This window comes from Prosthecobacter sp. (genome assembly GCF_044373815.1).
Classification (GTDB): Bacteria; Verrucomicrobiota; Verrucomicrobiia; order Verrucomicrobiales; family Verrucomicrobiaceae; genus Prosthecobacter.
This window is the reverse complement of the sequence record NZ_JBIPNG010000308.1, coordinates 1-7,971: the sequence shown is the minus strand read 5'-3', so window position 1 is coordinate 7,971 and position 7,971 is coordinate 1. Positions and strand designations below refer to the sequence as shown.

Sequence of the window (7,971 nt, the reverse complement as noted above, 5' to 3'; positions counted from 1 at the left end):
CGTTTGGATTGGTCTTGCCGACCTTTCATAAAGCCGCCGCTGCCCGCTTTATGAAACTCCAACTATTTAACTCTCCATCCATGAAATCGTTCGTCATCCTCACCCTGCTTCTTGCTGCGTCTCTGCACGCGCAGACGCCTGCGCCCGCCGTTAAACCTGCTCCGGTTCCAAAACGTGCGCCCACCGTCGCAAATGTGCCTTATGGCGCGCATGAGCGGCAGGTTCTCGATTTTTACAAAGCAGATTCGTCGAAGCCCACGCCGCTGCTGTTTTTCATTCACGGTGGTGGCTGGGTTGCAGGTGATAAATCTGGAGTGGGAGAACTCGAAGCCTGCCTCAAGGCCGGCATCTCCGTCGTTTCCATCAACTACCGCTATTCCTGGCAGGCGCAGCTTGCGGGCGTGATGCCGCCCGTACAGTGGCCGCTGGAGGATGCTGCGCGCGCTTTGCAGTTCGTGCGCAGCCGTGCGCAGGAATGGAACATCGACAAGCAGCGCATCGGCGCCAGCGGCGGTTCTGCAGGAGCCTGCTCAAGTCTCTACCTCGCCTTCCATGATGATATGGCCGATCCCAAGAGCAGCGATCCTATCGCCCGTGAATCCACGCGTCTCTGGTGCGCGGCGGTCAGCGGTGCGCAGACCTCGCTGGATCCCAAGCAGCTCAAGGAATGGACGCCAAACAGCCGCTACGGCGGCCATGCTTTTGGCTTCATGGACCCGAACGAGCGCAAGACCCGCGATACCCGCTTTGCTGAGTTTTTGGAAAAGCGCGAGTCGGTGTTGAAGTGGATCAAGATGTACTCGCCCTACGAACTCGTCAGCAAGGACGACCCGCCGGTCTATCTCTACTACAGCAGCGCACCGGCCATCGGTCAGGAGCAGAAAGACCCCACTCACACCTCGAACTACGGCGTCAAACTTCAGGAACACTGCCGTGAAATCGGTGACGAGTGCGAGCTCGTTTATCCCGGTGCGCCGGATGTGAAGCACAAGAGCATTGCGGAGTTCTTGATAGAGACGCTGAAGAAGTGAGATGTCATGCCAGCCCGCAGCCAGACTGGAATGGCTGCGGAGGAAGTCTCATGATTGCAGCCAGATAAGCTGAATTGAGAGCGTTTTATCTGCTCTCATGAAACTCGCTCTCTCCCTCCTTTTATTCACCTCGATCTCGTTCGCTGCCGACACACCGGCGAAGAAGGCTGAGGCTCCTGCAGCCAAGGCTCCGGCCAAGAAAGTCTATCCGAAGAATCCGCCGCCGACGGTAGCGAATCTGAAGTATGGGCCGGCTGAGCGAAATGTGCTCGATTTCTGGCAGGCGAAGTCGGACAAACCGACGCCGCTGCTGTTTTTCATCCATGGCGGCGGTTGGATGGGCGGAGACAAGGCGGGCATCGCCGTGGAGCCGTTTCTGAAGGAAGGCATTTCGGTTGTTTCGATCAACTATCGCTACATCTCGCAGGCGCAGGACGTGGTGCCGCCGGTGAAGGCGCCGCTGACGGATGCTGCGCTCGCGCTGCAGACAGTGCGCAGCAAGGCGGCGGAGTGGAACATCGACAAGCTGCGCATCGGTGCCAGTGGTGGCTCCGCAGGTGCATGCAGCAGCCTGTGGCTGGCTTTCCATGACGACATGGCCGATCCGAAGAGCAGCGATCCCATCGCACGTGAATCGACCCGGCTTTACACGGCTGCCGTGAACGGACCGCAGACTACGCTGGACCCCAAGCAGATGCGCGAGTGGACGCCGAACAGCAAGTACGGCGGCCATGCCTTCAGCAAGAACGGTGAGTTCAAAAACTTCGATGACTTCGTGGCGGCGCGGGAACGCATCCTGCCATGGATCAATGAATATTCGCCCTACGCGCTCGTGACATCGGATGATCCGCCTGTGTATTGCTTGTTCGGCGCTCCTCCGGCCATTGGTCAGGAGCAGAAGGATCCGACGCACACCGCCAACTTCGGCGTGAAACTGCAGGAGCATTGCAAAGAAAAGGGCGTGGCCTGCGAGATCGTTTATCCGGGCGCGACGGATGTGAAGTATAAGACGATCAACGAATTCCTCATCGCCAAGCTCAAAGAAGCGAAGTGAGAGCACCTGACATTCACCATTCACGATTATGAAATTTAATTCACTCACTCTTGGCGGCCTTTTGCTGGCTGTTTGTTTTGTCTCCCGTGCTGAAGACTCCGCTTTCCGGCCGATCTTCAATGGCAAGGATCTCACCGGTTGGTACGGCCTGAATCCTCATTCCGTCGTCAAACTCAAGGACGAAAAGAAAACCGAAGCGCTCAAGAAGATGCGCGACGAATTCGCCAAAGACTGGAAGGTGGAGAACGGCGAACTGGTCAACGATGGCCACGGTCCGTATGCCACCACTGAAGAGGAGTTTGGCGACATCGAGTTCCTCATCGAATACAAAACCGTGGCGGGTGCTGACAGCGGCATCTACCTGCGTGGCTCACCCCAGGTGCAGATCTGGGACAAGTCTCAGATTTTTGATCCGGCCAAACCGACGCGCAGGCCGCACCTTGGCTCAGGCGGTCTGTTCAACAACACCCCTGATACCCCGGGACGCGATCCGTTGGTGGTGGCGGACAAGCCCATGGGGGAGTGGAACAGCTTTCGCATTCGCCAGATCGGCGCACGCACCTGGGTGTGGCTGAACGACAAACTCGTCGTCGATGGCAACGTGATGGAAAACTACTATGACAAGACCCAGCCGCTGCCCGCGAAGGGCCCGATCATGCTGCAGACCCACGGCGGGGAGATCCGCTGGCGCAATCTCAAGGTGAGGGAGATCGGTGCTGAGGAGGCGAAGAAGATCCTCGCCGAAGCCGACGCGAAGAAGTAATCCGATCAGCCTAAATGAAAAAAGCCGCAGAGGTGATCCCTCTGCGGCTTTTTGATTTTTCCGATGGCGTTACTTGTTCAGCACGAGGCGTAGTGTGCCGTTGTGGACCTCCAGCGACTGGATGCCAGCCAGGAATTTTTGAAGCGCAGGATCAGTCTCCACGTTTTCAGCCACGAGATCCACGCCCTTGAGGTCACCGATCCAGCTGTTTGGCAGGGAGATGCCGCCGAGGCTGAGGTCGTCGAGTTTCAGAGACAGTTTGTGCTCAGCCGAGAGGCTGGTGCCGAAGGTGAAGCGGAGGCGAATCTTTTGGTTTGGCACGATCGGGAAATCTTCCGGGGCGGTGAAAATGACCGCAGCGGAGACCTGGCCTTCGCCAAACTTCACCTGCACGGTCTCGCCGAGCTGCTGCTGGGCGAGGTAGGCGTTCACTTCACGCTCGTTGACGACGATGGTGCGGTTTGCCTCATCGGGCGGAATGGCAGCAGGATTGTTCAGGGCCTGCAGCTTGTTGTCGAACTCCGCTTTCTCCGTGGCGGTCAGGCTCACGGGAGTCATGGCGGAGGGGTAGAAGTTCTGTTTGACCCAGAATGCGCCGGTGGCGGCGGCGATGCCCGCGCAGCCAAGAATGACGGCGAGGGTGATGAGCACGACTTTCTTGGTGGAACGCGCACGCGGTGCGGCGGGCGCTGCGGTTTCAGGGACGGTTTGCATGGTGGTGAGTTTGGATGCTTTCCAGGCAAGAGTATTCATTCTGACTGAAAAATGCCATCTACATGTTCCCCGGCAGTTTGTAAGGCATTGACTCCGCCCGCTGGCCTTGGGAACATCTGAAATAACCATGAAATACATCCTCGCACTCGACCAGGGCACCACCAGCTCACGCGCGATCCTCTTCAACCACGACGGCGGCATCGTGGCGACGGCTCAGAAGGAATTTCGGCAGATCTTCGCAAAACCGGGCTGGGTGGAGCATGATGCGCAGGAAATCTGGGCCACGCAGGCCGGGGTGGCCTCTGAAGTGCTGCACAAAGCGCGGGCGAAGGCCGCTGACGTGGCCGCCATTGGCATCACGAACCAGCGGGAGACGACCGTGGTGTGGGATCGCAAAACCGGGAAGCCGATCTGCAACGCCATCGTCTGGCAGGACCGCCGAACGGCCTCGATCTGCGACAAGCTGCGGGCGCAGAAACTGGACAAGCTCATCCAGCGCAAGACCGGCCTCATTGTGGACGCCTACTTCTCCGCCACCAAGGTGCAGTGGATCCTGCAAAACGTGAAGGGAGCCAAGGCTCGCGCAGCGAAAGGCGAGCTGGCCTTTGGCACCATCGACTCCTGGCTGCTGTGGAATCTCACCGGCGGCAAGGTGCATGCCACGGATGTCAGCAATGCCTCGCGCACGATGCTCTATGACATTCGCAAAGGCATCTGGGATGACGAGTTGCTGAAGATCTTTGGCGTGCCGCGCTCCATGCTCCCGGAGGTGCGGGATTCGAGCGGTGAGTTCGGCATGACATCGCTGCTTGGCGGTTCGATTCCCATTGCGGGCATCGCGGGAGATCAGCAGTCGGCCTTGTTTGGCCAGATCTGCACGAAGCCGGGCATGGTAAAAAACACCTATGGCACGGGCTGTTTCATGCTGATGAACACGGGGACGAAACCGATCAATTCCAAAAACAAACTGCTCACCACCGTGGCATGGCGCATCAATGGGCGCACCGAATACGCGCTGGAAGGCAGCGTGTTCATCGCCGGCGCGGCCATTCAATGGCTGCGCGACGGGCTGGGCATCATCCGTCAGTCGGCGGATGTGGAGGCTCTGGCCGCGAGCGTGCCTGACACCGGTGGCGTTTATCTTGTGCCAGCGTTTGCAGGACTCGGGGCACCGCATTGGGATGCCTATGCTCGTGGCACACTCCTGGGCTTGACGCGCGGTACGACGGCGGCACACATCGCGCGCGCGACACTGGAAGGCATCGCCCTGCAAGTCATGGACATCTTGAAGGCCATGGAAGCGGATGCGGGCATCAAGCTGAAGGAGTTGCGTGTCGATGGCGGTGCCAGCGTGAACAATCTGCTCATGCAGCTGCAATGCGACCTGCTGGGGGTTCCAGTCGTGCGTCCCAAGGTGAATGAAACCACGGCACTCGGCGCGGCCTGCCTCGCGGGACTTGCCGTGGGCTATTGGAAGAATCTGGCTGACATCGCGAAGCACTGGCAGGTGGATCGCCAATTCAAGCCCAGCATGAAAGCTGCCGCCCGTACGCAGATCACGCAGGGCTGGGACCGGGCGCTGGGCCGCGCCAAGGGATGGGAGGAAAAATCGGCGTGAAACAAAAGGCATGGATCAATCCGCCCTGCCCGCTGCTGCCTGAGGAGAACCGGCATTACGATCACACGGACATCGAGGCGTTGAATCACGAGCGTGGGCCGCTTTTCTATGAGACGGCGCTGCACTATGCGCAGAGCCTGTGGCGCGAAGGTTTTCCGGCCAAGAGCATCCTCATCATCAACCGTGCGCTGTCGCTGCCGCTGAGCGCCGATGAGCCAGTTCTCGCGAAATGGCCGCTGCCGTATCTGGCGCTGGTGTGGATCATGCAGCATCGGGTGGAGGGCCAGTTCATCGGAAATCCCCGCCGTCATTGGCAGCATCTGGCCACGCGCATGGTGGAGCCAAACAAGGAGCTGCGCACCTGGCGTGCCTGGGCCTGCTGGTATCTTGCGCAGTTGATTCTGCCGGAGGCTGAGTTCCCGTCGGATCAGAAACAAATCCGCGAGGAGCAGATCGTGGAGCCCACACAGGGGCAGATCGCCGCGCATTTGCACCGGCTCTCACCGGCGCGGGATGAGGATGTCTGGCGGCATGCTTTGAGCACGATTCAAACGCACCGCGAGCCGCTCAGCGCCCGCATCCGCCGGATTGGTGCCCACGAGCTGCCCACGGTGCAGCGTCTGGGGCATGAAATCTGGCATGCCTATTATCCCGGCATCATCAGCGTGGAGCAGATTCGCTACATGCTTTCCATCTGGTATCAGCCCGGCTCCATGGCGCATGAGATGCAGGCGCGGGACGTGTGGTATGCACTCGTCGAGACAGCCGGGCCGAAGCCGGTCGGTTACATTTCTTTTGAGAAGCTGCTTTTTGAACCAGTGCTCTTCATCAACAAGCTCTACCTGCTGCCTGAAGTGCACGGTCATGGGCTTGGGGGAATCACTCTTCAATGGACCGAGGATCGCGCCCGCGAGATGCGCTGCAAAGTTGTGCGCCTTCGCGTGAACAAACGCAATGCCCCTGCCATCCGTTCTTACCTGCGTGCGGGCTTTCGCTTTACCGAAGACATCGTCAGTGACATTGGCAGCGGGTTTGTGATGGATGATTATGTGATGGAGAAGGCGGTGTGAATTGGAGATCGTCTTTGACACTCATCAACACGCATTCCATCTCACCCAGTGATCCCACTCGACCTCTCCCTCGCTGAAGTTCCCCGCATGCCCGCGAATGCCGCGCGGTTGCTGGGCAAGGAGGGGGTGACGACGGTGGCGGATGTGGTCGCTCTGATGCCATCCCGGCACGAGGACCGGCGGCAGATGCAGGCGCTGGCGTTTCAGGCGGGGCTGGTGCCGACGTGTCACCATGTGCTGATCACGAAGACGGGGAACAAGTTCTTTGGAAGGGCGGGTGTGTTTGAGGCAGTGGTGCGACACGCGACGGGGCTGCTGGGGCAGCAGCTCACGCTGAAGTGGTGGAACATGCCGTTCATGAGCCGGGTGCTGGCGGAGGGTCAGGAACTGATCGTCTATGGCATTATCAAGGACACCAAGGGCCGGCTGAGCATGGCGCATCCGGAGTATGAGATTGTCAAAGGCGGCGCGGATGATGATGCGGGGCAGATTCACACGGGACGCATCACACCGATCTACCGGCTGAAAGGGGCGATGACTCAGAAAGCCCTGCGCGTAGCGGCGTGGCATGTGATACAGGCGCTGCCAGAGTCGTTTATTGAAGATCTGCTGCCAGCACCGAGCGGGGAAGGTGAGTTTGCGGGCATGTCGCGTTCGAAGGCACTGCGTGAGGTGCATTTCCCATCCAGCATGGAGAAACTGGAGCAGGCGCGGCGCTACCTAGCGCTGCAGGAGTTCTATGGTTACCAACTGCGCGTGGCACGAAGGAAGAGGCGGGTGATCGAGTCTGGCGGACGCAGGCAGGTCGGCACGGGCGAGCTGCTGCGGGACTTTTTCAACGAGCTGCCGTTTCAGCTCACCACGGCGCAGCAGCGCTGTCTGGATGAGATTCATCGAGACATGGCCTCGGGCAATCCGATGAACCGACTGCTGCACGGCGATGTGGGCAGCGGCAAAACGGTGGTAGCCTTTGCTGCAATGCTGCGTGCGGTCGAATCAGGTCGGCAGGCGGTGCTGATGGCACCGACGCAGATTTTGGCCGAGCAGCATGCGCGTAGCGCACGCAAGTGGCTGGAGCCGCTGGGCTTGCGCGTGGCATTGCGCACTGGATCGAAGCGCGAGGATGGGGATGGCGTGGAACTGATGCGCGGTAAAAGCAGCTCGGCGAAACCCGAGATAGTCATTGGTACACATGCGCTGCTGCATGACGTGGAACTGATGCACAATACGGGGATCGTTGTCATCGATGAGCAGCACAAGTTTGGCGTGGCGCAGAGGGCGAAGCTGATCCGCAAGGGGGATACGCCGGATGTGCTGGTGATGACGGCCACACCGATCCCGCGCACGCTGACGCTGACGATCTACGGTGATCTTGAGGTGTCCACGATCGACCAGAAGCCACGCGATGGGGTGAAGATCATCACCAAGGTGCGGCCGAAAACCAAGCTGAAGGAGGCGGCCAAATTCCTGCGTGAGCAGATCGAGGAGGGGCGGCAGGGGTATATCGTGTACGCGCTGATCGACGAATCGGAAAAGATAGAGGCTGGCGCAGCGACGAAGGGACACGAGGTATGGTCCAAGCTGCTGGCCCCATGCGAGGTGGGCCTGCTGCATGGCCGGATGAGCGCGGAGGAGAAGGAAGAGGTGATGAAGCGATTTCGTGCGGGCAAGCTGGATGCACTGGTCTCGACGACAGTTATCGAAGTGGGCATCGATGTTCC

The 7,971-nt window shown here is 59.5% G+C and carries 7 protein-coding genes; 6 read left to right on the top strand and 1 reads right to left on the bottom strand.

The genetic code is table 11. The features are described 5' to 3' along the window. Nucleotides 1–80 precede the first annotated feature (80 nt). The 3 genes from ACIREA_RS21310 to ACIREA_RS21300 all read left to right on the top strand — a co-directional run bounded on the left by ACIREA_RS21310 (nucleotide 81) and on the right by ACIREA_RS21300 (nucleotide 2,848). Nucleotides 81–1,031 (top strand): carboxylesterase family protein, encoded by a 951-nt coding sequence (locus tag ACIREA_RS21310; RefSeq protein WP_397384371.1) that lies wholly within the window; start codon nucleotides 81–83, stop codon nucleotides 1,029–1,031. 97 nt (nucleotides 1,032–1,128) lie between these two features. Further along, nucleotides 1,129–2,085, top strand: a complete 957-nt coding sequence (locus ACIREA_RS21305; protein ID WP_397384370.1) for a carboxylesterase family protein — start codon at nucleotides 1,129–1,131, stop codon at nucleotides 2,083–2,085. A 28-nt stretch (nucleotides 2,086–2,113) separates the two neighbouring features. Beyond that, nucleotides 2,114–2,848 carry a DUF1080 domain-containing protein gene (locus ACIREA_RS21300; RefSeq protein WP_397384369.1) on the top strand — a complete coding sequence of 245 codons (735 nt, stop codon included), beginning with the start codon at nucleotides 2,114–2,116 and terminating at the stop codon, nucleotides 2,846–2,848. A gap of 69 nt (nucleotides 2,849–2,917) precedes the next feature. On the opposite strand, the gene ACIREA_RS21295 is transcribed toward ACIREA_RS21300, so the two are convergent. Then, nucleotides 2,918–3,601, bottom strand: coding sequence for a hypothetical protein (locus ACIREA_RS21295; protein WP_397384368.1), 684 nt, complete (start codon nucleotides 3,599–3,601; stop codon nucleotides 2,918–2,920). Between the two features lie 88 nt (nucleotides 3,602–3,689). On the opposite strand from ACIREA_RS21295, the gene glpK reads away from it, so the two are divergent. The 3 genes from glpK to ACIREA_RS21280 form a co-directional block, all read left to right on the top strand. Further along, nucleotides 3,690–5,180, top strand: coding sequence for a glycerol kinase GlpK (gene glpK, locus ACIREA_RS21290; protein WP_397384367.1), 1,491 nt, complete (start codon nucleotides 3,690–3,692; stop codon nucleotides 5,178–5,180). Further along, nucleotides 5,177–6,250 carry a GNAT family N-acetyltransferase gene (locus ACIREA_RS21285; protein ID WP_397384366.1) on the top strand — a complete coding sequence of 358 codons (1,074 nt, stop codon included), beginning with the start codon at nucleotides 5,177–5,179 and terminating at the stop codon, nucleotides 6,248–6,250. Before glpK ends, ACIREA_RS21285 begins: the two co-directional genes overlap by 4 nt. 87 nt (nucleotides 6,251–6,337) lie before the next feature. Then, a partial coding sequence (locus ACIREA_RS21280) for an ATP-dependent DNA helicase RecG (RefSeq protein WP_397384365.1) occupies nucleotides 6,338–7,971 on the top strand: 1,634 nt, incomplete at its 3' end.